The organism is Devosia sp. 1635, assembly GCF_013185955.1.
Classification (GTDB): Bacteria; Pseudomonadota; Alphaproteobacteria; order Rhizobiales; family Devosiaceae; genus Devosia.
In genome coordinates, this window is sequence record NZ_JABAOM010000001.1 from 1,192,555 (window position 1) to 1,216,399 (window position 23,845).

Annotated in this window: 24 protein-coding genes; 16 read left to right on the forward strand and 8 right to left on the reverse strand. The window is 62.7% G+C overall.

Annotated elements, in window-relative coordinates:
* Window positions 1–3 precede the first annotated feature (3 nt).
* Both HRU92_RS06085 and HRU92_RS06090 read left to right on the forward strand, forming a co-directional pair.
* The gene (locus tag HRU92_RS06085; protein ID WP_127753114.1) at window positions 4–1,410 is read left to right on the forward strand and encodes a TRAP transporter large permease; all 1,407 of its coding nucleotides are present in this window, start codon (window positions 4–6) and stop codon (window positions 1,408–1,410) included.
* Window positions 1,407–2,456, forward strand: a complete 1,050-nt coding sequence (locus HRU92_RS06090; RefSeq protein ID WP_172123352.1) for an L-idonate 5-dehydrogenase — start codon at window positions 1,407–1,409, stop codon at window positions 2,454–2,456. The genes HRU92_RS06085 and HRU92_RS06090 overlap by 4 nt, the downstream gene beginning before the upstream one ends.
* Here HRU92_RS06090 and HRU92_RS06095 read toward each other — a convergent pair.
* The 5 genes from HRU92_RS06095 to HRU92_RS06115 all read right to left on the reverse strand — a co-directional run bounded on the left by HRU92_RS06095 (window position 2,453) and on the right by HRU92_RS06115 (window position 7,927).
* The gene (locus tag HRU92_RS06095) at window positions 2,453–3,130 is read right to left on the reverse strand and encodes an HAD-IA family hydrolase (protein ID WP_172123353.1); all 678 of its coding nucleotides are present in this window, start codon (window positions 3,128–3,130) and stop codon (window positions 2,453–2,455) included. The genes HRU92_RS06090 and HRU92_RS06095 overlap by 4 nt on opposite strands.
* 76 nt (window positions 3,131–3,206) lie before the next feature.
* Window positions 3,207–4,007 carry an ABC transporter ATP-binding protein gene (locus tag HRU92_RS06100; RefSeq protein ID WP_173087794.1) on the reverse strand — a complete coding sequence of 267 codons (801 nt, stop codon included), beginning with the start codon at window positions 4,005–4,007 and terminating at the stop codon, window positions 3,207–3,209.
* Window positions 4,004–4,861 (reverse strand): ABC transporter permease, encoded by an 858-nt coding sequence (locus tag HRU92_RS06105; protein WP_173087796.1) that lies wholly within the window; start codon window positions 4,859–4,861, stop codon window positions 4,004–4,006. Before HRU92_RS06105 ends, HRU92_RS06100 begins: the two co-directional genes overlap by 4 nt.
* Window positions 4,862–4,915: 54 nt before the next feature.
* Window positions 4,916–5,881: an ABC transporter substrate-binding protein gene (locus HRU92_RS06110; RefSeq protein WP_172123356.1), complete on the reverse strand. Its 966-nt coding sequence runs from the start codon at window positions 5,879–5,881 to the stop codon at window positions 4,916–4,918.
* Between the two features lie 60 nt (window positions 5,882–5,941).
* Window positions 5,942–7,927, reverse strand: coding sequence for a N,N-dimethylformamidase beta subunit family domain-containing protein (locus HRU92_RS06115; RefSeq protein WP_172123357.1), 1,986 nt, complete (start codon window positions 7,925–7,927; stop codon window positions 5,942–5,944).
* A 267-nt stretch (window positions 7,928–8,194) separates the two neighbouring features.
* Here HRU92_RS06115 and HRU92_RS06120 point away from each other — a divergent pair, with 267 nt between their 5' ends.
* Window positions 8,195–9,151: a nucleoside hydrolase gene (locus HRU92_RS06120; protein WP_172123358.1), complete on the forward strand. Its 957-nt coding sequence runs from the start codon at window positions 8,195–8,197 to the stop codon at window positions 9,149–9,151.
* Here HRU92_RS06120 and HRU92_RS06125 read toward each other — a convergent pair.
* The gene (locus HRU92_RS06125) at window positions 9,148–10,053 is read right to left on the reverse strand and encodes a MurR/RpiR family transcriptional regulator (protein WP_248306966.1); all 906 of its coding nucleotides are present in this window, start codon (window positions 10,051–10,053) and stop codon (window positions 9,148–9,150) included. The two genes, HRU92_RS06120 and HRU92_RS06125, sit on opposite strands and share 4 nt — an antisense overlap.
* Before the next feature lie 133 nt (window positions 10,054–10,186).
* Here HRU92_RS06125 and HRU92_RS06130 point away from each other — a divergent pair, with 133 nt between their 5' ends.
* From HRU92_RS06130 to mazG, 13 genes are all read left to right on the forward strand, one after another.
* Window positions 10,187–11,221, forward strand: coding sequence for an ABC transporter substrate-binding protein (locus tag HRU92_RS06130; protein ID WP_172123360.1), 1,035 nt, complete (start codon window positions 10,187–10,189; stop codon window positions 11,219–11,221).
* A 96-nt stretch (window positions 11,222–11,317) separates the two neighbouring features.
* On the forward strand, window positions 11,318–12,337 hold the full coding sequence (locus tag HRU92_RS06135; RefSeq protein ID WP_172123361.1) for an ABC transporter substrate-binding protein: 1,020 nt from the start codon (window positions 11,318–11,320) through the stop codon (window positions 12,335–12,337).
* A gap of 26 nt (window positions 12,338–12,363) precedes the next feature.
* Complete coding sequence (locus tag HRU92_RS06140) at window positions 12,364–13,773, forward strand: amidohydrolase family protein (protein WP_172123362.1); 1,410 nt, start codon at window positions 12,364–12,366, stop codon at window positions 13,771–13,773.
* On the forward strand, window positions 13,773–14,564 hold the full coding sequence (locus HRU92_RS06145) for an ABC transporter ATP-binding protein (protein WP_172123363.1): 792 nt from the start codon (window positions 13,773–13,775) through the stop codon (window positions 14,562–14,564). Before HRU92_RS06140 ends, HRU92_RS06145 begins: the two co-directional genes overlap by 1 nt.
* Window positions 14,564–15,322, forward strand: coding sequence for an ABC transporter permease subunit (locus HRU92_RS06150; RefSeq protein ID WP_172123364.1), 759 nt, complete (start codon window positions 14,564–14,566; stop codon window positions 15,320–15,322). Before HRU92_RS06145 ends, HRU92_RS06150 begins: the two co-directional genes overlap by 1 nt.
* On the forward strand, window positions 15,319–16,092 hold the full coding sequence (locus tag HRU92_RS06155; RefSeq protein ID WP_172123365.1) for an ABC transporter permease subunit: 774 nt from the start codon (window positions 15,319–15,321) through the stop codon (window positions 16,090–16,092). Before HRU92_RS06150 ends, HRU92_RS06155 begins: the two co-directional genes overlap by 4 nt.
* 5 nt (window positions 16,093–16,097) lie before the next feature.
* Window positions 16,098–16,400, forward strand: coding sequence for a cupin domain-containing protein (locus HRU92_RS06160; RefSeq protein WP_127753129.1), 303 nt, complete (start codon window positions 16,098–16,100; stop codon window positions 16,398–16,400).
* A gap of 11 nt (window positions 16,401–16,411) precedes the next feature.
* Entirely contained in the window at window positions 16,412–16,993 is a 582-nt protein-coding gene (locus HRU92_RS06165; RefSeq protein ID WP_172123366.1) for an AAA family ATPase, read from the forward strand.
* 9 nt (window positions 16,994–17,002) lie between these two features.
* On the forward strand, window positions 17,003–17,578 hold the full coding sequence (locus HRU92_RS06170) for a nucleoside 2-deoxyribosyltransferase (protein ID WP_173087798.1): 576 nt from the start codon (window positions 17,003–17,005) through the stop codon (window positions 17,576–17,578).
* Window positions 17,578–18,978: an amidase gene (locus tag HRU92_RS06175; protein ID WP_172123368.1), complete on the forward strand. Its 1,401-nt coding sequence runs from the start codon at window positions 17,578–17,580 to the stop codon at window positions 18,976–18,978. The genes HRU92_RS06170 and HRU92_RS06175 overlap by 1 nt, the downstream gene beginning before the upstream one ends.
* 114 nt (window positions 18,979–19,092) lie before the next feature.
* Complete coding sequence (locus HRU92_RS06180) at window positions 19,093–19,944, forward strand: MipA/OmpV family protein (RefSeq protein WP_173087800.1); 852 nt, start codon at window positions 19,093–19,095, stop codon at window positions 19,942–19,944.
* A 268-nt stretch (window positions 19,945–20,212) separates the two neighbouring features.
* Window positions 20,213–21,109, forward strand: coding sequence for an rRNA adenine N-6-methyltransferase family protein (locus HRU92_RS06185; protein ID WP_127753134.1), 897 nt, complete (start codon window positions 20,213–20,215; stop codon window positions 21,107–21,109).
* Window positions 21,110–21,346: 237 nt separating this feature from the next.
* Window positions 21,347–22,156 carry a nucleoside triphosphate pyrophosphohydrolase gene (gene mazG, locus HRU92_RS06190; protein ID WP_172123370.1) on the forward strand — a complete coding sequence of 270 codons (810 nt, stop codon included), beginning with the start codon at window positions 21,347–21,349 and terminating at the stop codon, window positions 22,154–22,156.
* Here mazG and hflX read toward each other — a convergent pair.
* Together hflX and hfq are read right to left on the reverse strand one after the other, a co-directional pair.
* Complete coding sequence (hflX, locus tag HRU92_RS06195; RefSeq protein WP_172123371.1) at window positions 22,153–23,532, reverse strand: GTPase HflX; 1,380 nt, start codon at window positions 23,530–23,532, stop codon at window positions 22,153–22,155. The genes mazG and hflX overlap by 4 nt on opposite strands.
* Window positions 23,533–23,535: 3 nt before the next feature.
* Entirely contained in the window at window positions 23,536–23,787 is a 252-nt protein-coding gene (hfq, locus tag HRU92_RS06200; protein WP_046138466.1) for an RNA chaperone Hfq, read from the reverse strand.
* Window positions 23,788–23,845 lie beyond the last annotated feature (58 nt).

A 23,845-nucleotide genomic window follows, 5' to 3' on the forward strand; every position in this document is an offset into this window, starting at 1 on the left:
ACCATGCTGCTCCTGATCGGCGCCTTTCTCGCCCTGATGCTTATTGGCGTGCCCGTCGCCGTATCGATGGCGGGCTCCTCGCTGCTTTACCTGCTGGTTTATGGGGTGGCGCCCGACATCATCGCCGCCCAGCGCATGATTGCGGGCGTCGAGAGTTTCCCGCTGCTCGCCGTCCCGTTCTTCATTTTCGCCGGCAATCTCATGAACATAGCCGGCGTCACCGGGCGCATTTACACCTTTGCCCTGGCCCTGGTGGGCTGGATGAAGGGTGGCCTCGCGCAGGTGAACATCATCGGCTCCGTGATCTTCTCAGGTATGTCTGGAGCGGCCCTCGCTGACGCGGCGGGCATTGGCACCATCGAAATCAAGGCCATGCGCGAGCACGGTTATCCGGTCGAGGCGGCGGTGGGGGTGACTGCGGCCTCGGCGACGCTGGGCCCGATCTTTCCGCCGTCACTCCCCTTCGTGATCTACGGCATGATGGCCAATGTTTCGATCGGGGCGCTGTTCATGGCCGGTATTCTGCCCGGCGTCGTCATGACCCTGCTGATGATGGTCACGGTCGCCATCTTTGCGTATCGCCGGGGCTGGGGCTCCGACACGCCGTTCCAGTGGCGCAAGCTGGGTGCGGCCTCGGTCGAAATATTGGTGGTCGCCGCCTTTCCCTTGTTCGTTTACCTGCTGACCTGGGCGGGGCTATCCCTTAACCTGGCCGTAGGGCTGGCGCTGCTGGTCCTCATTGTCTGCGACTGGTATTTCGATTTTTCGGCCGTGATGGCGCTGATGACCCCGGTTATCCTGATCGGGGGCATGACCATGGGCTGGTTCACGCCTACCGAGGCCGCCATGGCGGCGGTGGTCTGGTCGCTGTTTTTGGGGCTGGTGCGCTACCGGACGATGACGCTGGCAAGCCTGGCCAAGGCGAGCTTTGACACCATCGAGACCACGGCATCGGTGCTGTTTATCGTAACGGCAGCGTCGATCTTTGCCTGGCTTTTGACCGTCAGCCAGGCAGCACAGGTGTTCTCGAGCTTCATCACCTCTTTGACCGACAACAAATGGGTGTTCCTGATCCTGGTCAACATCCTGATGCTGGTGATCGGGTGTTTTCTCGACACGATCGCGGCGATCACCATCCTCGTGCCAATCCTGCTGCCGATCACGCTGCTGTATGGCATCGACCCGGTGCATTTCGGCCTGATCATGACGCTGAACCTGATGATCGGGCTGCTGCATCCGCCGCTCGGCATGGTGTTATTCGTGCTCTCGCGCATCGCCAAACTTTCGGTGGAGCGCACGACCATGGCGATCCTGCCCTGGCTGGTTCCCCTCTTGGTGGCCTTGATCCTGATCACCTTTATCCCCGCGATCAGCCTTTGGCTGCCGACGCAAATGGGACTGATCCGATGACCAATGAGCCCATTGCGGCGACACTGTTCGGTCCCGAAGATCTTCGCGTCATCGAGCACCCGCTCGGGGCACTGGCGCCCGGCATGGTCCGGGTGCGCTTTGGTGCCGGCGGGATCTGCGGCTCAGACCTGCATTATTTCCGCCACGCGCGCACTGGCGATTTCGTGGTCAATGCGCCGCTGATCCTTGGCCACGAAGTGGCGGGTGAGGTCGTCGAGATCAATGGGGCGGCGCCTGGGCTCAGCGTCGGCGACCGCGTAGCGGTTAATCCTTCCCGCTGGTGTGGCCATTGCGCCCGCTGCGAGGAGGGGCGGGCCAATCTATGCGAAAACATCTACTTCATGGGCTCGGCGTCAAAGACTCCCCACATGCAGGGCGGCTTTGCCAGCATCTTTGACGCAATGCCGGCGCAATGCGTGCGGGTTGGGGGAGACGTTTCCTTCCAGGCAGCAGCACTGGCCGAGCCGCTCGCAGTCAGTTTGCACGCCGTGGCGCGAGCCGGGGAAATCGGGGGCAAGAACGCGATCATCTTCGGCGCCGGCCCTATCGGCCTGCTGGTGATGCTCGCGGCGCGCCTCAAGGGCTGCGGCCAGCTGACGGTGGCTGACATCGCCCAGGCGCCGCTGGCTTTTGCCGACCGACTTGGAGCGGACCGCACCATCGACCTGTCCCGTGGAGAGGCGGAGTTGACCGCGCTGGCGGCCGAAAGTCCGTTCGACATTGCCTTTGAGGTTTCCGGCACTGCGGCAGGCCTAGCTGCCGCCATTGCCAGTGTTCGGCGCGGTGGCACAGTGGTTCAGATCGGCAATCTGCCGGGCGGCACGATCCCGGTGCCGGCCAATGCGGTGATGAGCAAGGAAATCGACCTCAAGGGCACTTTCCGCTTCGGCACCGAGTTCAACCAGGCCGTGGAGCTGATTTCCGCCGGGGAGATCGACGTGCTCAAGTTGGTGACGGCGGAACGATCCCTGGCCGCGGCAAATGATGCGTTTCAACTTGCCGCCGACCGCTCGCGCAGCGTCAAGGTCATGCTCACGGGGGACTAGGCGGAGAGAACCTTCGCAGCCATCAGGGCGAGCAGCTTCTCGTCGGCGAAATCCCTAGCAGCCATACTCGCTCCCGCGGCAACGAGTTGCTCAGGTTCAAGCCCGGTGGCAATGCCAATCGTGGTGATGCCGGCGGCGGTGGCCGACATGATGCCGGTGCGCGAATCCTCGAAGGCCACGCAGTTGGCCGGATCGGCGCCAAGGATGCGCAGGCATTCGAGATAGGGCAGGGGGTGCGGCTTGCCATGAGCGAGTTCATCGCCAATGACGACGTCCTTGAAGCGCTTGCGCACCCCGATGCTGTCGAGCAGCAATTCGGCGTTGGGACGGGGGGCGTTGGTCACCGCGATGGCGGGCAGGCCTTGCGCATCGGCCCAGTCGAGCAAGGCAAACAGGCCGTGCACGGACTCGACGCCCGCGGCAGCCAGGTCACGGAACAGCGCTTCCTTGCGCATCATGATGTCCCATTGGACTGCGGGCGTCTCGCCGGGGAAAAACCGCGCGCCGATGGCTTCGTTGGCCATGCCCTGCAATTCACGCCCGAAACGCTCTCTATCGAACTGATGCCCATAAGGAGCAAAGGCCTGGTTGAAGGCCTTGAGGTGCAGCGGATCGCTTTCAACCAAGGTGCCGTCGATGTCGAAAAGCAGTCCGGAGCGAGGTTTAAGGGTCATTTTGATCTTGCGGTTCCAGCGCGGGGGTTAATCGTCGGCGGCGCGAGCTGTCGGCCGTGAGCCTGCTGTGGGATGCCTAGCGATGCTCCATGGACATGACTTTAAGCGTTTCCTCGCGGATGTCGGCGAGGACGTCCCGCTTGAGGGCTGAGAATTCGGGGCTGGTGACGATGTCGTAGCGGCGGGGGCGCTCCAGATCGACCTTGAGTTCCCGCTTGAGCCGGCCGGGCCGCGACGCCAGAACAACCACCCGGTCAGCCAGGAAGATGGCTTCCTCCACGTCATGGGTGACGAACAGCACGGTGACCTTGTGGTCTTCCCATACCTTGAGCAGCAACTCCTGCATCATGCCGCGGGTCTGGGCATCGAGGGCTCCGAACGGCTCGTCCATCAGCAGCAGGGACGGCTTGTAAACGAGGGCGCGCGCAATGGCGACACGCTGGCGCATGCCGCCCGAGAGCTGGCGCGGATAGGCCTGCTCGAAGCCGGCGAGCCCCACTTCGGCGATGAACTGGCGCACCAGTTCAGCTTTTTCGGCCTTGCCCATGCGGCTCTTTTCGAGCGCAAAGAGGATGTTGCCCTCAACGGTCATCCACTCGAAGAGGCTATAGCCCTGGAACACGAAGCCACGGTCCCGGCCGGGGCCGGTCACCGATTTGCCATCGATAAGGACATCGCCAAAGGTCGGCTCGGTCAGGCCGCCAACCATGTTGAGGAGCGTAGACTTGCCACAGCCCGAGGTGCCGACGATGGAAACGAATTCGTTGGGCGCGACGGTCAGATCGATGCGGTCGATGGCCAGGAACTCGTCATCGCCCTCGCCAAAAATCTTGCCGACCGCATCAACGACGATCTTGGGAGTGGATACGGCGCTCATCGATTACCCGTCCAGCGGAATAGGGAGCGGCCCGTGCGTTTGAAGGCGTAGTCCGTCAGCAAGCCGAGCAGGCCGATAAACAGCGTGCCGAAGATGATGGTGTCGGTGGCAAGATAGCGCTGGGCGTCCATGATGCGGCGGCCAAGGCCGGTTTGGGCGGCAACCAATTCTGCAACCACGAGATAGGTCCAGGTCCAGCCAATGGTGATGCGGCACGTGTCCCAGATGGCGGGCAGGGCGGCGGGAAGGATGATGCGCCACAGGATCTCGGTATTGGAAAAGCCGAGGGTCTGGCCGGCACGAATGAGGTTGATGTCGATGGTCTTGACATTGTCCATCACCATCAGGGCCATCTGGAAAAAGGTCCCGAGGAAAAGGATCAGGATCTTCTGCTCGTCCCCGATGCCGGCCCACAGGATGGTCAGCGGGATCAGCGCCACGACGGGCATGTAGCGAATGGTCGAGATCAGCGGCTCAAGGGCGCCTTCGAACAGGCGAAAATTGCCCATGAGGATGCCAATCGGAATGGCCAGCAGCGCCGCACTCAGCCAGCCCGCAAGGATGCGGTAGACGCTGACACTGGCATCCTGAAGGAGAATGCCCGTGCTGATCTGCCGCCAGGCTTCTTCGAGGATGGCGTAGGGGCTGGGAAGAAAGAGGGGTTTGACGAGGCCCAGCGCCGTGACCGCCCACCACACCAACACCAGCGCAACCGGAACCACAAAGCCCGCGACGTTGAAAACGCCGTCTGGAATGGACTGGCGCAGCCGCAACAGGCCGGCGCGGCTGCGGCTCTTGCGGCGATCGGTCCGGCCGGCAGCGGCGGCTTGGGCGATGCTCGAACTCTTGGGCATGCTGGTTCTTGTGATCCGGAGTGAAAGCCGGCGCCTAGGAGCGCCGGCCAGGGATTAGCGGCTGGCGGCCGCGTTGACCGCCGCAAGGTCGAGGAAGTCTTCCCCGGTCGGCACGGTCTTGACGTCGTTCGGATTGGCCTGCTGCATGATACCGCCGATCTCTTCGACGGTGGCCTGGAACTCGCCGCCAAGGGCTGCGGCATTTTCAGCGAGGTCATAGAGGTGCACGCCGGCAAAGGCGGTGTTGAATTCCTCGATGGGGCTGCCGACGGCGTCGGCAATGATCTTGCCGCCTTCTTCCGGGTTGTCGCGCATGAAGGTCACCGCCTGGTCCCAGGCCTTGATGATGCCGACCAGGGCGTCCTGGTTTTCGGCAATGAAGCTTGCTTCGGCGGCCAGGACGTCACTGATCAAGCCCGGCTTTTCGCCAGCCGTATAGAGCACCTTGAAGTCCGGACCCTGCGCCAGGGCAGCGGAGATATAGGGCTCATAGGTGACGGCAATGTCGACGCGGCCAGCGATCAGCGCCAGGCCCGCATCAGCGGCCGCCAACGGGACAGCTTCCACATCGGCAATGGTAAGGCCGTTGGAGTTAAGCGCGTAGTTGATCAGCAGATCGCTGGTGGAGCCGATCTCATAGGCGACCTTCTTGCCCTTGAGCTCGGCGATCGACGCGATGTTGTTGCCGGCCAACACGGCGTCAGCCGTCGTCGAGCCGTCCATGATCATGAAGCCCTTGAGGTCCACGCCGTTGTTGATGTTGAGGATCACGGTGTTGGTGGCAGCCGAGATGACCTGGATATTGCCGCTGGCAAGCGCTGCCGCCATGTCCTGGTCCCAGGTGAAGTTGATAAGGTCAACTTCGACGCCGTTCTCTTCGAAAAAGCCCTTTTGATCGGCAATCCAGAGCGGGCCATAGCCAAGCCAGGGCTGCACGCCGATCTTGATGGCCTCAGCATGAGCAGGAAGGGCGAGCGCCGTCAGCGCCAGGCTCGCGAAGGCAATCGATGCAATTTTCATGGGCAATTTCCTTTGGTGGCACGCCGGTGAGCAATCGGCCGCATACATGAACGGATTAGATCAGCTTGCAAAGTGCAAGAGCAGGTTCGTGGTGATTCTGCCCACATCGTTTTGATCATCGGGGCCGGGCAGGGCGCCAAGGAAACATACGGAACTAGCGGAAAAGACGGCCCCGCCTGATGGATGGAGCAGATAGGTCATCTCGGCGAGGCGACGAGCTTCCCGCTCCGGCGAGCCACCTTCATACCATCGGCCGGGATCGTCGACATAGTTCTCGGGAAAGCCCGAAGCGGTGGCGAGAACCACGATCCCGTCCGGGGTGCCGAGGAGCCGGTTGGTGTTGTCGACCTCGTAGCCAGCGGCTCCGCCGAGAACCATGCCGGTATCGCCAAAGTTCTCTCCGATCACGCCATCGAACAGCCAGGCGAACCCCTCGTCATGGCTGGCCGGCGCGCGGGTGAAGGGCAGGGCCTTGCTGAACCCCATCAAGGCAATGCCGACGCCGGTCAGGCTGAACTCGCCCCGGCCCCGGTCGCGCAAATAGCCGCCTGGCTCGTTGGTGAGGGCGAGCGGCATCTCGGCGAGCGGGCCGTCCCAGGTGCGGCCCGGCTGGGTGGGGCCACGGCGCAGCTCCATCAAATCGTCCTTGAAGGCGACTGCGGCGGCAAAGCCATTGCCCCCCATATAGGCCAAGCGCCCGCCACCGGCGACATAGGTGCGGTAGGCTTCTTCCATGGCGACCGAGAGATATTCGGGGTGGCTGCCGGTGACAACGCCCTTGTAGCGCGCCAGCAGGTCAGCGCCTTCCCGATGCAGATCATGATCGGTGGTGAGGTCGAGGGCGATGCCGTTGCGGGCGGCAAAGCGCAGGAAATGCAGATCGACGGGCAGCAGATGGGGCGCGCCGCAAAGCGGGTAAAGGTAATCGTCGCGCAGGGTGGCCTTTGGCCGCCGGGTGGATGCAAGGGAAACACCACTCGCGTCCGAGTGATAGTCGTAGAGTGAACGTAGATTGTTGGCGCGGGCGAACGCATGACCACGATCGGTGCCGATCCATTCGTAGAGATGCGGCGGCAGGAATTCATCGGCATAGGCGAGATAGGCGGCGGTGGGTGCCACAAAGAGCAGCCGAGATTGGGCCTGTTGAGCAGAAACAAAGAACGGCAGCCGCTCGATCTCGCCGCCTGCAGCCACCAGTTCAACCGCGTAGACGCCCGATCGTGCATCGGCGGGAATGTCGATGGCGAAGTTTGCGGACCACTCAAGGCCAGCCATGTCCGTGTCGTGAAAATGGATGGCGTCGTAATGGCTGGGTGTCAGCCGCGGATCAAGGCTCGAGCCGTCCCAACGGGCGGAGCGGACGCAAAAGGTTGGGTTGTTATGCAGCGTCAACTGCAGGTCGCCCGCGGGAAGTGGCTCCGTGGTGAATAGCGTCGGAAACGTCCAGTTGGCCCGGCCCCTCTCGGTGGTGACGGCGATGTTGCCGAGGCGACAGTTGAGGGTCGGGAGTGCTTCGCCTGCATCCGAGCAGAAGACCAGCCTTTGAGGTGTCTGAGCTGCAAGCTCGCAGGACAGCGTGAAAGGGCTGAAGCGATGTAGGGCAGTGATCGCGAGGGTGCCAGCCGCGAGCTCGACCTTCAGCCATTGGTTGGTGGGCAGGGTGCCGATCAGGGTTTCGGCGCCTGCAGCCTGGTAGATCAGCCGGTCATTGTCCTCGACGAGGAGCGCGAAGCTGCCGGTATCGAGCAGCACGCGCCGACCGGAATTCCGGGTGAGCAGGAGCTCGAACGAGAGCGCGGTGACTGCGGCCGGCGCCTCGATGCTCAGCCAGGAGCCTTGCGAGAAGCTGCAATGCTTGACCTCCTGCAGACGCTTGACCGGCCAGTCCAGCTCCGGCAGATCGTCGCGATCAAGAGCACGGATACGGACCGCTTCGACCGGGCTGCGGCTGGAACAGGAAACCAGGCGCTCCCGAGCGGCATCGCCGGTCCAGGGTTCGACATAGCCGGTCACGGCCATGGCCGCGTGATCAATAGTGCGCCGCATCGGTTGAAGTCTCGCAGAAGAGCTTGGCTTCTAGAGCACCCAAGACGCGACGCAAAGTCCTGTCTTGCCATCCGTCTGACCCAGGAAGCTTGGTGAAGCCGGAAACAAGCTTGGGCCCAGCAGGCTCGCGGCAGGGCGGAGCCGATGAGACAGCCATCCAACAGGGCGGGGGCGGTGTATGGATAATTTCAGCACAAAGAGGACTTGCTAAGAATATTTTCAGCGCTAGGCTTGGTGCCTCCCTCCAGCCTCCTCAAGGACCCGCAAGTGACCTCGACCTGCCGCATGATCCTCGACGTTGATACCGGCATCGACGATGCCATGGCCGTGGTGTTTGCGCTCAATCATCCCGGCATTCAGCTGGAAGCGCTGACCACAACCTACGGCAATATCGATGTGGCTTCCGCCACGCGCAACACGCTGCAGCTGCTGGAAGCGGCGGGACGGACGGATATTCCGGTCGCGGCGGGGTGTTCGCGGGCGCTGACGCGGCCGTTTCACAAGCGCGGCAGCCGCATCCATGGCTCCAATGGGTTGGGCGAAGTGGAACTGCCGCTGCCCGCAAGCCAAGCGCGGCCGATCTGGGGGCCAGACCTGATCATTGAGCTGGTGCGGGCCAATCCGGGCGAGTTGACGCTGGTGCCGGTTGGGCCGATGACCAATGTGGCGCAGGCCTTGATGAAGGCGCCTGACATTGCCGAAAAGCTCAAAGGTCTGGTGCTGATGGGTGGCACGATCTGGCATCCGGGCGTGCCCGGCATCGCCTCGCCGGTGGCCGACGCCAATTTTTTCAATGATCCGGAAGCAGCGCGGATCGTGTTGCAATCGGGCGCGCCGATTACGCTGGTGGGCATGGATGTGACCATGAAAACCAAGCTGACGGCACCGATGATGGACGAAATCGCCGCGCGCGGCGGCAAGGCGGCCGGGATCACCATGCAGGCAGCTCGGTTCTATCTCGCAGCTTATCAGGCGCAGTATCCGGACATAACTTATTGCGCGCTGCATGACCCGCTGGCAGTGGCGGTGGCGCAGGACCCATCGGTGGTGACCATCGAGCCGATGCAGATCGATGTGGAATGCGTCGGGGAGCTGACACGCGGCCAAGTTATTCCCGATCGCCGCCGAACCGGCACGACGATGCCCAATGCCGGAGTGGCCGTGGCGGTGGACAGCGAGCGCTTCGAGGGGCTGTTCGTGGAAACGATGGTGGCGGGCGCCTAGCGGCTGCGTTCGGGGGCGATGAGCCAGGGATAGGCGAAGTCGGCGAATTTTTCGGCGGCTTGCGTCGCGCCGGGGGAGCGGGAGGCGACCCCGGCGGCCAAGGCTTCGAGCAGGGCCAGGATCGCCGTATCGGAAGTGGAGCTGAAGGAGCGGGTGGCGCGCACATAAAGCGTCAGCGTGCCAAGGCTCGCCAGGGGCGAAGTCTGCTGATCGGTGATGGCGAGAATGGGGATGCCGCGGCGCTGCACGGTGCGGGTGATTTCCACGGTGTCGCGCATATAGCGCGGGAAGGCGATCGAGACCACGAGGTCCTTTTTGGTGAAACGTGAAAGATTACGGGCCGCCGAAAGCGTGCCCCCGCCATTATCGATCATGCGCACCGGCCGGTCGGCCAGTTCCAGGCGATGGGCAAAGACATTGCCGAGGGCGGCGGCATTGTCGAAGGCGAGGATGAAAATGTTCTCGGCTCCCAGGATCATCTCCACGGCCTGCTCGGCGCTGGCGGTATCGAGATTGCGGATTGTCTGGGTGAGATTGTCGATGTCCTGCTCGATGGAGGCGGCGATTACATCGCGCAGACTCGACTTTTCCGAGAGCTTGGTGCGCAGGCGCTCCACCGGGGCAAACACCGATTCAAAGCCTTGCACCACCTCGGCGCGAAACTGCGCATAGCCTTCAAAGCCCAAGGAACGGGCAAAGCGATTGGCGGTAGCGACGGAAACGCCAGAGGCGGTGACGGTATCGTTGATGCTCATCTGCGCCACCTGCATCGGCTCGGAGAGCACGAAATCGGCGAAGGAACGCAAGGCCGGCGACAAATCCGGATAAGCCCTGGCGATGCGCTGGGCGACTTCGGAATCGGCAGGCAAATAGCCAAATGATGAAGTTTTAGGCAGGTTCAATTTTTGCCTCCGAATGCTATTGTAATCAAAATTACATATGCTAGCGTAGCTGTAACAACGGATTACAGCCAGCGCTTTTGCGGCCGTAAACGCCAAGCTTCGCATGTGTGGACAGCAGCAAGGAGCCGTGCCGATGGGGTTTTCGCGCTATTTTCAACCGAGCCGGCGGCAGGTGTTGCTGGCGGGGAGTGCCGGTCTGGGATTGAGCCTGCTGCCGCGAGGGGCCTGGGCGCAGGAAGCGGGTAAGACCGCAATCACCCAAGCCTTCGGCTGGATCTCCAATGTGGAATATGCCGGCTTCTGGACGGCACTTGAGCAGGGCTATTTCGCCGAGGAAGGGATCGAGGCGGACTTCCTGGCTGGCGGCCCCAATGCCCCCGATGTGCTCGTATCGCTCGCAGCTGACAGCGCCCAGATCAGCAATGCCAACTGGCTGCCGGTGCTCGATGCTATCGAAAAGGGCAATGACTTCGTGGTGCTGGGCGCCATGTGGCAAAAGAGCCCCGCGGCACTGATATCGCTGGCAGCCAAGCCCGTGCGCGAGGCCAAGGATCTGGTGGGGGCGCGGATCCTCGCGCAGAACCCCACGGACAAGCTGATCATCGACGCCATTCTGGGCAATGCCGGACTGCCGCTCGACTACGAGATCATGCCGACCGGGTTCTCGCCCGAGCCGCTTCTGTCGGGCGATGGCGATGTGTATTTCGCCTTTGCGACCAATCAGCCGATCACGCTGGAAAATCTGGGCCTGGTGCAGGGCACCGACTTTTTCGTGACGCTGATGGATGACCTTGGCTACCAGGTCAAGCAGGCGCTGATGGTGACCAAGAAATCGTTCCTCGCCGAAAACCGGCCGGCGATGGTGGGCTATATCAGGGCGCTGATCCGCGGCTGGGATTATGCCTTTGCCAATCCCCAATATGCGCCACAGATCGTAGTGGACAAATATGGCGCCGATCTGGGGCTCGACCTCGCCCAGCAGCAGCGCCAGATGGAGCTGCAGATTCCGCTGATCAAGCCGGAAGGCGAGGGCAAGCTGTTCTGGTTCGACCCCGCCGTGATCGAGGGGGCGATGACGGATGCAGCAGTGGCGGCGGGCCGCAAAGTGCCGCCCCTTGCCGAGCTTGTGGACCTAAGCGTGCTCGAGGAAGCGCACGCGACGCTCTGAGTTTTAGAGAGCCTCCCTATCCTGTGGTTCCATCCCGCGCCGTGGCGGGGTGGCTGGTTCAACCCGCCCATGCGCAGCCCTTTGGAGTGTGCCGATATGCTGAGACGCCAATTGCTTGCATCCGCTGCCGGGGGTCTGTTGGCCTCGGCCTTGTTGCCGCGCTTTGCCATGGCGCAGGCGAGCACGCCGTTGCGCGTGCAACTCGGCTGGATCGCCAATGTGGAATATGGCGACCACTGGATTGCGCTGGAAAATGGGTTGTTCAGCGGGGCGGGGCTGGATGTGTCGGTGAGCCCAGGCGGCCCCAATGCCCCCGATCCGTTGACCCTGATTGCGGCGGGCAATGCCGAGATCGGTTACACCAGCTGGCTGCCATTTCTGGATGCCGTTGGGCGCGGCAATGATTTCGTGCTGATCACCGCGCGCCAGCAGACTTCGCCGTTGGGGATCATTTCGCTGGCGGCCAAGCCGATTTTAACGGCCCAAGACATTGTGGGTTCGCGGATCCTGGCGCAGGGCCCCGCGGAAGAAACCGCCATCCAGGCGACGCTGGGCTTGGCGGGGCTCGACCCGGAGAGCTGGACCATGGTGCCGGCCGGGTTTTCGCCCGAGCCCCTGGTGGCAGGGGATGGCGAGGGTTACACCGCCTTTGCGGTGAACCAGACCATTACGCTCGAAAACATGGGCATGGTGCCAGAAAAGGACTTCTTTTTCCGCTCCTTTGATCAACTGGGCTTTCCCTCCTATGCGGGGCTGGGCTTTGTGTCGCGGGCATTTCTCGAGGTCAACCGGCCGGCGATCGTGGCCTATCTCGCTGCATTGATGCAGGCGTTCCAGGTCAATGAGGCGGATCTGACGCTGGCGCCCAAGCTGGCGGTGCAGAAATACGGCGCCGATTTCGGGCTCGAATTGGCTCAGCAGACCCGACAGAACGAGCTGCAGCTTCCCTTCATGCGACCGGGCGGAGATCCGGCCTACCCCATCTATGGGCTCGACAAGGCCAAGATGGCGGGCCCGATGTATGACGCGGCACGCGCAACCGGGCGCACCGAACTCCCCCCCATTGACGATATCGTCGACACCAGCCTCGCCCAGGAAGCGCTGGCTTCGCTCTGACCTGTTTATTCCAAGGAGATCACCCCATGACCCCAGACAACTTTACCACCACGGGCGAGCCGCAGCTGGTGGATGTGGTGGTGACCGGCGCCGAGATCGTGACCCTCGATGCCGAAAATCGGGTGATCAGCGATGGCACGATCGCAGTGGATGGGGGGCGGATCGTCTTTTTGGGTGAAGGGGGAGGGGGGCGAGCCTATCGGGGGCGCACCACCATCGATGCACGGGGGCGGATCGCTATGCCCGGGCTGATCGATGCGCATTTCCATACCGGACAGCAATTGCTGCGAGGAAAGCTGCAGGCGATTGCCAGGAAGCGCCCACTCAAGCTGCCGGTGTGGAAGAACTACCTGATCCCGTTCGAGAGCTGCCTCGAGCCCGAGGATGTGTATTTGTCGGGGCTCGTCGCCTACACCAACATGATCCAGGTCGGCACGACCTGTTTCGCGGAAGCCGGCGGACCGCACCCCGACGAGATGGGACGGGCAGCCATGGATGTAGGCATCCGGGGGTTTGTGTCGCTGTCGACGGTCAATCAGAGCGAGAATATTGGCGCGGAAGTGCCAGCCAATATGCTGATGACGCATGACCAGGCGCTCGAGCGCAATGTGGCGCTGGTAGAGCGCTGGCAGAGCAATGAGCGGGTCAAGGCGTGGCTCTCGCTACGGCAGGTGATCGTGTGCTCTCCCGAGCTGATCCGCGATATCTCGCAGGCCTCGCGCGAGCTGGCGGTGAAGATCCATACGCATCTGTGCGAGGGCAGCTACGAGATCGACTATACGCTCGAAAAGTTCGGACTGCGGCCGACCGAGTGGCTCGAGACCATGCAGGTGCTGGACCACAATCTGCATTGCGCCCATTCGGTGCTGCTCTCGCCCAAGGAAGTGGATCTCTACGAGAAGTACCAGCTCTCAGCCTGTCATTGCGGCTTCAACAATTATTCCATCGGCCATCCCCGGCTGATCGAAATGTGGAAGCGCGGCATCGCCATCGGGCTGGGCACGGACGGCCCGGGTTCGGCGGGGACGCTCGATCTGTTCCAGGTGGCGCATGTGGCGCGCGTGGGTCAGCAGGCGGTCAATTCAGCCGTGTTCCACCAGCGCGAGCCGATTTCCTCCGAAGAACTGCTGCGGATCGCGACGCATGGCGGGGCGCGGGCGCTGGGGATCTTCGATGAGGTGGGGAGCCTCGAAGTGGGCAAAAAGGCCGACCTCCTGCTTTGCGACACCTCGCATATGGATCATGCGCCGATCTATGACCCGCTGTTTGTTGCGGCTTCGATCCTGGTCGGCCGGGACGTGGAAACGGTTGTTGTGGATGGCAAGGTGGTGATGCAGGACCGCGCCATGCTGGGGATCGACCAGGAAGCGATCCGCGCCAAGCTCAAGGAGCGCCTGCCAGTGATTTCGGAACGGTTCGAGCGGCTGGTGGCGTGATGAGCAGCCCAATGGTGTCACAGGACTGGTCGATCAATGTCGACCGCGTGCGCAAGAGTTTCAAGCTCGACGACGGCAAGGAACTGGTCGCCATCGAGGAGGTCGATCTCAAGATCGGCAAGGGCGAGTTCGTCGCGCTCCTTGGCCCTTCGGGCTGCGGCAAGAGCACGGTGTTGCGGCTGGTGGCGGCGCTGGACAATGCCACTCATGGGCGGGTGACGGTTGAAGGGCGCGATCCGCTGGAGCTGTCGCGCGCGCACCGCTTAGGCGTGGCATTCCAGGATCATGCGCTTTTGCCCTGGCTCACCATTCACGACAATATCGCCCTGCCGTTCAAAGTGGCCGGGCGGCAGGTGGATGAGGCGCGCGTGGCCGAACTGCTGGCGTTAGTGGGGCTGACGGGGTTCGAGAAGGCGCGGCCCAAGCAGTTGTCCGGCGGCATGCGGCAGCGCGTTTCCATTGCCCGGGCGCTGGTGCTCAGGCCCGATGTGCTGCTGCTTGACGAGCCATTCGGGGCGCTCGACGCGGTGACGCGCCGGCACATGAATGTGGAACTGCAGCGGATCTGGAGCGAAGCCAAGATCACGACCCTCCTCGTCACCCATTCGGTTGAGGAAGCGCTGTTTCTCGCCGACCGCGTGATCGTGATGAGTGGGCGGCCGGGGCGGGTGATCAAATCCATCCAAGTGCCATTCGCGCGGCCGCGCAGCCCCGATGTGCAGCGCACGGCCGAGTTCCACCACATGGCCGACGAGTTGACGTTGGCGCTGGAACCCGAGGGGCTGCATTGATGCGCATCGCGAGCGACAAGGCGCAGGCGGGGGTGTTGGGGGCCATCGGCATCCTGCTGTTCTTGGGATTGTGGGAGGTGATCGGGGTCAACCGGCTGGCTGGGTTGACCTGGCCGCCGCTGAGTACGGTACTGGTGTTCATGTTCGATCCCTCGCGTCAGGCGCTGTTCTTGCGTGCGATGGGGGCGAGTTTTTCCATGGTGGCGGCGGGCTATGCGCTAGGGACGCTGATCGGCGTTGTGACCGCGGGGCTGGTGCATGTGGTGCCGGTGTTGCGGCCCGGTCTCGACCGGCTCGCCGGGGTGATCCACGCCATTCCCGCTATTGCGCTGGCGCCCTTGTTTATCGTGCTGCTCGACCGGGAACTGACCGGGATGGCGATCGCAACGCTCAATGTGTTCTTTGTGCTTTATGTCGCGACCACATCGGGACTGGCCAATTCCACGGTGACGCACCGGGACCTCTTCCAAGTGCTGGGCTCGTCGCCATTGACGCGCCTCTTGCGCCTCGATTTGCCGGCCGCACTGCCGGCTCTGGTGAGTGGGCTGAAATTTGCCATTCCTGCCGCTTTCATCGGCGCGATCCTCGGCGAATGGTTTGGCTCCTCGCGCGGGCTGGGGCTGCTCATGGTCAGCGCGATGCAGAACTTCCAGATCCCGCTGCTGTGGAGCGCGGTATTTATTGCCTCGGCGGCTTCGCTTCTGGCTTTTGGAGCGATGAGCCTGCTCGAGCGCTTTGTTTATGGGCGATACGCATGAGCACATCGGCAAAACGAAGCTTTGGCTCTACCCTGCGTACTGCCGTGTCGCGCTACTGGGGCGTCCTGGCGGTGTTGTTGGCTTGGCAGGCCTGGGTGTCGATCTCGGGCGTCAACGCCATTGTCATGCCCCAGCCCATCAATGTGCTGACGGATCTGGTCACCAATCCGATGGTGTACATCACCAATGGCGGGCAAACCTTGATACTTGCCGCCCTGGGGCTGGTGCTGGGCATGCTCCTGGGCACGATTGTTGCGGTGCTGGCCTGGACCTCGCGGCTGCTGAACGGGATCCTCGTGCCATTGGGGCTGATCTTTTCTTCGGTGCCCGTAGTGGCGCTGATCCCGGTGCTGGCGCGCCTCCTCGGCTATGACCTCAAAACCGTGCTCGCCATTGTGGTGATCATCTCGTTTTTCCCGGCCTTTGTGTTCACCTCGGCCGGGCTCAAGGCACTGCCGCCCGGGAGCGATGATCTGTTCAAGGTCCTCGGGGCCTCGCGTCTGACGCGGTTTTTCCACCTGGTGCTGCCTTCGGCCGTGCCCAACTGGATGATCGCGCTGCGCCTGGCCGCGCCGCCCGCAGTGCTGTCGGCCATGGTGGCCGAATTCCTGATGGGCTCGAGCGGGCTTGGCTACCTGTTCCGCTCGGCGGCCAGTGACTTCCAGACGGAGCGGGCCTTTGGCACCAGTGTCGTGGCCACCGTGATTTCGGTGCTGTGCTTTACCGCGGCCCTTGGGGCAGAGCGGCGCGTCAACAACAGATGGAAGTGAGCGCAATGAACGAAGATCTCGAACATCTCATCCCCGCCATCGCCACGGTGCAGGTGGACAATGAGCGGGTCAGGGCCACCCGCTACCACTTTGCGCCGGGATCGGAGACCGGCTGGCACAAGCATGGCCATGACTATGTTGTTGTGCCCACACTGGCTGGAACGCTGACCATCGTTGAACTCGATGGCAGCCGGCGCGAGGTCGCCTACCAGGTGGGGGAAAGCTATGGGCGAGTGCTGGGGGCCGAGCACAACGTGGTCAACCTTTCCGACAGCCCCGTCGAATTTGTTGAAATCGAACTGAAATAGGTTGTTTGCCGATGTCCAAAGTCACCTTGCCTCCTGATCCCTGGCAGAACGTCAAGACCCAGCACGGCATCCCTGCCGATGAGGTGATCTCGGGCCTGCAGAAATGCCTCCGGCGCGGCATGGCCGAGACCGCGCTCCTGCTGGCCTATGAGATGTATGTGACCAGCCCCGAGATGGAGGAGATGCTGTGGTCGCGCTTGTGCGTGATCGCAGTGGAGGATGTGGGGGCGGGCAATCTGAACCTGCCGGTGCTGGTGGATACGCTTTATCGCACTCATCAGCGCTATCCGCGTCCGATCGGCGACAGGTTTCTGTTTGCTGCCCATGCCATCCGGCTGATCGCCGAAAGCCCCAAGGACCGCACCACCGACGACATGGTCAATTTCGCGCGGTTGGAAAACGTTGTGCGCAACAAGGCGCCCAAAGTGCCCGACTTCGCCATCGACATGCATACCAAGCGCGGCTGGGAAATGGGCCGCGGCTACGAGCATTTCATGACTGAAGCGTCGCGCGTCGAGAACCGGATCGAAACCGGCGACACCTCTTATCGCGACCGCATCATGGCAGCCATTGCGGCGGGCGAGTTGTCCTGAGGGCGCGACATGAAAACGGTTTACCTAGCCGGCCCCGAGGTGTTTTTTCCGGACGGGGCAGCAATCACTGCGGCCAAACGCGAGCTGACCCGCAGCTATGGCTTTGTGCCCCAGGTCTGGAACGAAGAGCGGGACTGGCCCAGCGACAAGTTCGAGATTGGGGTGTTCATCGCCCGGGGCAATGAAGCGGTGATGAGCGACAGCGACTTCATTATCGCCAACATGACCCCGTTCCGGGGCATCAGCGCCGATGTGGGCACGGCCTATGAAATCGGCTTCATGTGCGCGCAAGGCAAGCCCGCTTTTGGCTACACCAATGACAGCCGGTTTTATGGGCAGCGAGCCGCCGAGGATTTTTACGGCGGCAAGGTGGCACCCGATGCCAAGGGGGTGACGCGAGGGCCGGACGGGCAAATGGTGGAAGACCACGCCATGTCCGACAATCTGATGCTGGATGGGGGCATGCATCTGCGCGGCGGGCTGGTGGCGCGGCCGCCGGCAGGCACGGTGCTGCCCTTTGGCGATCTCAGCGTGTTTGAGGCGTGCCTGGCGGCCGCCAAGCGCTTTTTCGCGACGGCTAGCTGATGGCGCCTGATGCCACGGCGCTGAGCGCGGAGCTGGCCACAGGTCGGATATCGGCGGTGGAGTTGGTGGAGCAGAGCATTGCCGCCATCGAGGCTGGCGATGGCGTGCTCAATGCGGTGGTGGTGCGCGATTTCGAGCGGGCCCGCGCGGCGGCCGGCGAGGCGGACCGGCGCTTGGCGGCGGGGGAGCAACTGCCGCTGCTGGGCGTCCCGATCACCATCAAGGAAAGCTTTGATGTGGAAGGCTTGCCCACAAGCTGGGGGTTGGAGGCTTTTCGCGGCGCGGTGGCGCGCGAGGACGCGGTAGCGGTGGCCCGGCTGCGCGCCGCCGGCGCGGTGATCCTCGGGAAAACCAATGTGTCCGAGGGGCTAGATGGCTGGAATGCCGAGAACCCGGTTTATGGCCGGACGGGCAATCCGGTGGGGGCCGGGTTGTCGCCGGGCGGTTCGTCTTCGGGGGCGGCCGCGGCGGTGGCGGCAGGCTATGTGCCGCTTGATATCGGCTCGGACCTGGGGGGCTCCATCCGCGGGCCGGCGCAGTTTTGCGGCATCTGGGGCCATGTGGCGAGCATGGGGCTGATCCCCTTGCGCGGGCATGCGCTGGCTGGGCGCAAGGCGCGGTTCGACCTGTCCTGTCCGGGGCCACTGGCGCGGAGCGCGCGGGATCTTGAGTTGGGGCTCACGGTCATGGCGGGGCCCGATGCCGATGAGGCAGTGGGATATACGCTGACGCTGCCGCCGCCAAGGGTGGAGAAACTAAGCGAGTTGCGGGTCCTGGTGCTGGAGGAGCATCCGATGGTACCCACCGATCCCGAAGTGCGGGCAGGGGTGGCGCTGGCGGCGGAACTGCTCGGGCGGGCAGGGGCGAAGGTGCGGCGCGCCGAGGGCGTGATGCCCGATGTCGAGGAGGCGACGCGGATTTATCTGCGGCTGCTTGGGGGCGCGGTGGCGCTGGGGCAGACGGCGGAACAGCTGGCAGCGGCACGCGAAGAACTCCTGGGGCTTGATCCTGGAAGTATGGCGGCGTGGCGCATCGGCGGCATGGTGGCGAGCCATGCCGAATGGATCGAGGCCAATGAAGCGCGGGTGAAGCTGCGCTGGGCCTGGCAGGAGGTGTTTCGCGATTGGGATGCGCTGATCTGCCCGCCCATGTCGGTGGCGGCGCTGGGGGAAGCGGAAGCCGCGGCACCGAGCGTGTTGGTGGATGGCGTTGCCATGGAGCGGGGCGACAGCGTGGCCTGGACCGCCTTGGGAAATGGCGCGGCGCTGCCGGCCACGGTGATGCCGATAGGGCGCATGCGCGACGGCCGGCCCACCGGCATCCAGATCATCGGGCCTTATTTGGAAGATCGCACCACGATCTCCATCGCAGGACTGCTGGCCGCCGCGCAATGTCGGTAAAAACCGCGTTTGTGAAAGGTTGATGCAAGATAGGAGCAGTATTGTGCTCGAGCTTCAAGCAAGGCATTGATTCGCCGGTGCGATGAAGGCAGGATCCTAGACAAGGTGGAACAAGTGCGACACGACTTCACAAGCCGCTTGAAGCGCAAGGCATTGCTGAGCGCCCTTGTTCTTTCGCCAACAGTCGCCCAGGGGGCCGACTTCGATTCCTTCGGTGCGGCCGCAACCGAGCTCGTGGCGATTGAAACGAGCAAACCTGACCTGATCTTCGAGTTGGGCCTTGGTGTCGGCACTGCCCCAATCTATCCGGGCTCGACCGAGTACGGCATGACGGTCAACCCAATCATTCGCGTTGAGCGTCTCAATATCCCCGGGCTTATCGATATCGGCGGAGAAAAGTCCGCCGGCGGTTTGCGGTTCGGCCCATCCTTTGCGGTGCAAGGGGAACGGATCAGTTCAGACCACGAGCAGCTCCTGGGACTGGACGACGTCGATACGACCTACGAGGTCGGCGGCCGAGTTGGCTACGAGTTCATTTTCAGCGACGTGCTCAGTACGGAGCTATATGGGCAGGCACGCTACGCCTTTGGCGGTGCGGAAGGGCTCGTCGGGGAAGTGGGACTGGACGCGACGGCTCGCCTGACACCGCAGCTTGAGGTTGTGGGCGGCGTATACGCGAGCATGGCGGGCGAGGACTATGTGGACACCTATTTTGGCGTGACGGCGCCGGAGGCCATAGCGAGTGGCGGGCGTTTGGACGCGTATGATCCTGGAGCGGGTGTAACGGCGGTTGGCGTCAAGTTGGCCGCGCGGTACGAATTTATCCCGGATACTTTTTTCAATGCGAGTGCCGAATATAGCAGGCTGGTGGCCGATGCTGCCGACTCTCCAGTCGTGCAACTGGGTACCGAAAACCAGTTCGTTGTTGGCGTTGGCCTGTCCAGACGATTTTCGTTCAACTATTAGGTGCCAGACCAAGATTGGGGAATCCGTCGCCCTCGCACCTGCGCAGCAGGCACTAGGTCCATCAGACCTGCCTGTCCGGGCGCGTGCCGCCATAAGGGCAGGGTGCTCGCTACCGCCCGATCAAGCCCACGTCAGGAAAGCCTGATTGGGCTCCGACCAGCGGAGTAAGGCGTGCCAACATAAGACATGTTGCGGCGTACGTTCTGGTCATCTGCCCGCGGTCGCTCTAGTCTCGGAAAGACGGAGGCGGAACGGAGCGGGGCTGATTTTGAGCACCACTGACCTGGAGATCGTTCGGCGTGGCTACGCCCGGCAAGTAACAGCGCTTCTGGGCGCCCGCAACGAGAGGCTCGAAGCGGCTTTTGCCGCTGTGCCACGAGAGCGCTTTCTGGGGAGCGACCCCTGGTATATCGTCAAACGGGCTCAGGGCTTTGTTCGCCTGCCAGCCAACGACCCGGTCTATGTGTATCAGGATGTGCTGATTGCCCTCGACGAAGAGCGAGGCATCAATAACGGTAGCCCGTCTTTGCATGCCAGCATGCTCGACGCCTTGGCTCCCAAGCTTGGCGACACCGTCGCCCATATCGGTGCTGGAACAGGCTATTACAGCGCGATCCTTGCTGAACTGGTGGGAGCAACGGGCCGCGTTGTTGCCGTGGAATTTGATCACAACCTCGCCCAGCAAGCGCACAGCCACCTCGCTGATCGGCCCAATGTCGAGGTCATCACCGGTGATGGGGGCGATTGGCCTCGGGAGGACGTTGAAGGCGTTTATGTCAACTTCGCGGTGGAGCGGCCTGCCGAGCCATGGATCGACCGCCTCAAGATGGGCGGACGCCTGGTATTCCCGCTCGGGGTCGCAAGCCCGGCCAAGCCAAATGGCGCCAGGTTTGCTCAAGGTGTGGCGCTACGGGTCGAAAAGGCAAGCGGGTTGCATCCTGCAAGCATTATCAGCCCGGTCAGCTTTATCTTCGCGGAAGGCGCGGCCGGCACGCCAGACCCCGGTCTCGTCCAGGCATTCAAGGACGGTGGCGTGGAGCTCGTACGAAGCCTGGCCTGGCACCAGGAAGTGGACCCGGCCAGGTGCTGGCACGTTGGGGCTGGGTGGGCGCTTTGTTATGGAGGCGTTGCGCAGGGCTTAGGGCCAGAAGGCAGTGCGAGATGACGGGCGTCTGCCAGCCGACACTGCTGGCCGTCTATAACGCATGCATCTTGCTGCGCTTCAGACACATCGCAGTTCCATAATATATCTTATGCGAACTGCGGATGTGCAGAAAACCGTGGCTGCTGACGGCTTGGCGAACCCGCCTCACCCGCTCTAATTGGCTGTTGCCGTGCTGGGCTACTGGCAAGCCCTAGGCATTGCTAAGCTGTCGGCGCTGATTCCAATCAAGGTTCCTCCATGCAACCCTCGCGCGAAATTTCACGGCTAATCGAGATCATGGCGGCGCTGCGTGATCCGGTGACGGGTTGCCCGTGGGATCTGGAGCAGACCTTTGCCACCATCCGGCACTACACGATCGAGGAAGCCTATGAGGTCGCCGACGCCGTTGAGCGCGAGGACTTCGCTGATCTGCGCGAAGAACTGGGTGATCTGCTGCTGCAGCCGATCTACCAGGCGCAGCTGGCCAAGGAAGCTGGGCACTTCGATATTGGCGATGTGATCTATGCCATCACCAGCAAGCTGATCCGCCGGCATCCGCATGTGTTTGGGGATCTCGATGCCAATGATGCGGAAGCGGCCCAAAGCCGCTGGGAAGCCATCAAGGTCGACGAACGCGCCGCCAAGGCGGCTCGCAAGGGCGAGCAGACGCCTTCAGTGCTCGATGATGTCCCCTCGACGCTGCCAGCGCTTGCCCGGGCCGAGAAGCTGACCAAGCGTGCGGCTCAGGTTGGCTTTGACTGGCCCCACTATGCAGCGGTCAAGGAGAAGCTGCTGGAAGAGCTGGCTGAAGTCGACAGCGCGCGTGAAATGCAGGATCAAGCCGCGGTGCAGGAGGAAATCGGCGACCTGCTGTTCGCCGCCGCCAATCTGGCCCGTCAAGCCGGCGTTGATCCAGAAGCGGCGCTGCGGGACGCCAACAGCAAGTTTAGCCGGCGCTTTCACTATGTGGAGGCGCGGTGCCGCGAGGACGGCGTTGCTGTCAAGGACGCTGGGCTTGAGCGCCTTGACAGCTATTGGAACGAGATCCGTGCCGCGGACAAAGCCTAGGCTTCGACGCTTTCGATCCGGCCATTGAAGCGCTCGAGGAAGGCCGCTTTCTGGCGCGGTTCGACGCGCACCACATAGCCCGAGCCCTGCTCATTGGGTTCGTCGCGCGAGATGATCTCGGAATGGGCATGCAGCCAGCCGATATCGCTGCCGGCGCTGTGGGGCACATGCACATGATAGGTGCGGCTCTTGTCGGCGAGCGCGGTCTCGACCGCGAGCTTTAGCTCGTCGAGTCCCTGCCCGGTTTTGGCGGAAACCTGTACCACTGCCGCGACCTTGCCGGCCGGGCTGACCGAGGCGAGCAGCGGATCATCGCCGTCAGCGACGGGTGCCAGCAGATCGATCTTGTTCCACACTTCGATGACGGGCGTGGTTTCCGGTGAAACGCCCAAGTCACCCAGGACCTTGAGCACATCGAGCGCCTGCGCCAGATGGTCATTATTGGCGATGTCGCGGACGTGGAGAATAACGTCTGCATCCACCACTTCTTCAAGCGTGGCGCGGAAAGCAGCAACGAGGTCGGTGGGTAGATCGGCAACGAAGCCCACAGTGTCGCTGATCATCACCTCGCGCCCATGCGGCAGCTGCAGCTTGCGCACGGTGGTGTCTAGGGTAGCAAAGAGGAGATTCTCGGCGAACACCCCTGCCCCGGTCAGAGCATTGAACAGGCTCGACTTACCGGCATTGGTATAACCCACCAGCGCCACAATGGGGAACGGGGTGTCGTCGCGCTGCCGCCGCTGCTGAGCGCGCGTCTTCTTGACCTTTTCCAGCCTATCCTCGAGCAGCACAATCCGATCGGTCAGCTGCCGCCGATCGCTTTCGATCTGGGTTTCGCCCGGGCCGCCCATGAAGCCCAGGCCGCCGCTGCCGCGCTGCCGCTCAAGGTGGGTCCAGGAGCGCACCAGACGGCTCTTCTGGTAGTTGAGGTGGGCCAGTTCCACCTGCAGCACGCCTTCGCGGGTTGCCGCGCGCTCGCCGAAAATCTCCAGGATCAGCGCGGTGCGGTCGAGCACCTTAGCGCCGGTTTCTTTTTCGAGATTGCGCTGCTGGATCGGCGTCAGCGCCGCATCCACCAGCAACAAGTCGATATCCTCGTTCTTGACGCGCTGCGCCAGGGTTTCCACGTGGCCGCCGCCAAGAAAAGTGGCCGGCTTGATCTCGCGAACCTTGAGCACCTCGGAGAATACGATGTCGAGCCGAATGGCTCCAGCGAGCCCCTCGAACTCGGACTTGCGCGATTCGATGGTATGGGCGGAGGAACTGCCGCGCACATCGGGGCAAATTAGGCCGGCGCGCGTGGGTACCTCGCGCCGGTCGATAAAAGCTTGGGGTCCGCCTGGCAGGTCGTCGTCTAGCTCGTCGTGATCGGTCATGGATTAGTCGCTGTCTTGGTTCTGCTCCGGATCGAAAAGCTGGATTGGGGCTCCGGGCATAATCGTCGATATCGCGTGCTTGTAAACGAGCTGCGACTGCGCATCGCGCCGCAGCAGCAGGCAGAAATTGTCAAACCAGGTGATTACTCCCTGGAGTTTGACGCCGTTCACCAGGAATATGGTGACCGGTACCTTCTGCTTGCGCACGTGATTGAGAAAGGAATCTTGCAGATTCTGCTGCTTTTCACTGGGCATTCAGGCCTCTTTTATGCGGCAGTCTTGTTGCGCGACGCCTCTGATTGAGCGTCTGTAT

What these genes read in the sequence shown, in the direction of transcription:
- HRU92_RS06085 (WP_127753114.1), top strand. Translation starts at nt 4, where the DNA reads ATGCTGCTCCTGATCGGCGCCTTTCTCGCCCTGATGCTTATTGGCGTG.
- HRU92_RS06090 (WP_172123352.1), top strand. Translation starts at nt 1,407, where the DNA reads ATGACCAATGAGCCCATTGCGGCGACACTGTTCGGTCCCGAAGATCTT.
- HRU92_RS06095 (WP_172123353.1), bottom strand. Translation starts at nt 3,130, where the DNA reads ATGACCCTTAAACCTCGCTCCGGACTGCTTTTCGACATCGACGGCACC.
- HRU92_RS06100 (WP_173087794.1), bottom strand. Translation starts at nt 4,007, where the DNA reads ATGAGCGCCGTATCCACTCCCAAGATCGTCGTTGATGCGGTCGGCAAG.
- HRU92_RS06105 (WP_173087796.1), bottom strand. Translation starts at nt 4,861, where the DNA reads ATGCCCAAGAGTTCGAGCATCGCCCAAGCCGCCGCTGCCGGCCGGACC.
- HRU92_RS06110 (WP_172123356.1), bottom strand. Translation starts at nt 5,881, where the DNA reads ATGAAAATTGCATCGATTGCCTTCGCGAGCCTGGCGCTGACGGCGCTC.
- HRU92_RS06115 (WP_172123357.1), bottom strand. Translation starts at nt 7,927, where the DNA reads ATGCGGCGCACTATTGATCACGCGGCCATGGCCGTGACCGGCTATGTC.
- HRU92_RS06130 (WP_172123360.1), top strand. Translation starts at nt 10,187, where the DNA reads ATGGGGTTTTCGCGCTATTTTCAACCGAGCCGGCGGCAGGTGTTGCTG.
- HRU92_RS06135 (WP_172123361.1), top strand. Translation starts at nt 11,318, where the DNA reads ATGCTGAGACGCCAATTGCTTGCATCCGCTGCCGGGGGTCTGTTGGCC.
- HRU92_RS06140 (WP_172123362.1), top strand. Translation starts at nt 12,364, where the DNA reads ATGACCCCAGACAACTTTACCACCACGGGCGAGCCGCAGCTGGTGGAT.
- HRU92_RS06145 (WP_172123363.1), top strand. Translation starts at nt 13,773, where the DNA reads ATGAGCAGCCCAATGGTGTCACAGGACTGGTCGATCAATGTCGACCGC.
- HRU92_RS06150 (WP_172123364.1), top strand. Translation starts at nt 14,564, where the DNA reads ATGCGCATCGCGAGCGACAAGGCGCAGGCGGGGGTGTTGGGGGCCATC.
- HRU92_RS06155 (WP_172123365.1), top strand. Translation starts at nt 15,319, where the DNA reads ATGAGCACATCGGCAAAACGAAGCTTTGGCTCTACCCTGCGTACTGCC.
- HRU92_RS06160 (WP_127753129.1), top strand. Translation starts at nt 16,098, where the DNA reads ATGAACGAAGATCTCGAACATCTCATCCCCGCCATCGCCACGGTGCAG.
- HRU92_RS06165 (WP_172123366.1), top strand. Translation starts at nt 16,412, where the DNA reads ATGTCCAAAGTCACCTTGCCTCCTGATCCCTGGCAGAACGTCAAGACC.
- HRU92_RS06170 (WP_173087798.1), top strand. Translation starts at nt 17,003, where the DNA reads ATGAAAACGGTTTACCTAGCCGGCCCCGAGGTGTTTTTTCCGGACGGG.
- HRU92_RS06175 (WP_172123368.1), top strand. Translation starts at nt 17,578, where the DNA reads ATGGCGCCTGATGCCACGGCGCTGAGCGCGGAGCTGGCCACAGGTCGG.
- mazG (WP_172123370.1), top strand. Translation starts at nt 21,347, where the DNA reads ATGCAACCCTCGCGCGAAATTTCACGGCTAATCGAGATCATGGCGGCG.
- hflX (WP_172123371.1), bottom strand. Translation starts at nt 23,532, where the DNA reads ATGACCGATCACGACGAGCTAGACGACGACCTGCCAGGCGGACCCCAA.
- hfq (WP_046138466.1), bottom strand. Translation starts at nt 23,787, where the DNA reads ATGCCCAGTGAAAAGCAGCAGAATCTGCAAGATTCCTTTCTCAATCAC.